Raw genomic sequence first — 795 nt, 5'->3', positions numbered from 1 at the left:
TACGCGCGAACTTGCTCAGCAAGTACTTCGTCAGGCTAAACAGCTAGGCCGCTTTACCGATCTTACCTTCGGTATCGTCAGCGGTGGAACAGACATCAATAAACAAATTGAGTTGGTAAAAAATCCACCTCAAATCATCATCGCGACGCCGGGTCGTTTATCAGAAGTTGTCACGCGTGACGACTTTGATTTAAGCAGTATTGAAGCGCTGATTCTTGATGAAGCAGACCGACTACTCGACATGGGCTTTAGCGATGAAGTGCTATCGATTGCGGAACATTGTTTGGCGCGCATGCAAACCTCTATGTTCTCAGCGACACTCGCAAACAAAAGCTTACGCGGTCTTGCCGAAGCTTTGCTAACAAACCCTGAAACACTTGAGCTATATCAAACCAGTGACAAACACCAAGACATCACACAGCAAATTATTTTTGCTGACGACAAGGCGCATAAATTTAAACTAGTTCAGTGGCTAATCGAGAACGAAGAATACAAACACTGCGTGGTGTTCTGTAATTCAAAAGAACAAGCCGACCAAGTTTATCGGGTGATGCAACAGCAAAATATTAGTGCTGGTATTCTGCATGGTGATAAAGATCAAAAGCAGCGTAATCTAGTGATGAGCAAGCTGCGTCGTGAGCAAGTCAAAGTACTGATTGCAACAGACGTTGCCGCGCGTGGTTTAGACATCGAAGGCATGGATTTAGTGATCAACTTCCAAATGCCTCGCCGTGGTGATATCTATGTACACCGCATTGGTCGAACGGGTCGAGCTGGCGAAAAAGGTACGGCCGT

1 protein-coding gene is annotated in these 795 nt (G+C 45.9%); it reads left to right on the top strand.

Going from position 1 to position 795, the window contains the following annotated elements:
• The coding region (locus tag A3762_RS21930) for a DEAD/DEAH box helicase (RefSeq protein ID WP_156493664.1) at nt 1–795 on the top strand (795 nt) is incomplete at both ends.

The organism is Oleiphilus sp. HI0125, from assembly GCF_001635355.1.
This window is presented reverse-complemented; position numbering and strand designations above follow the sequence as displayed.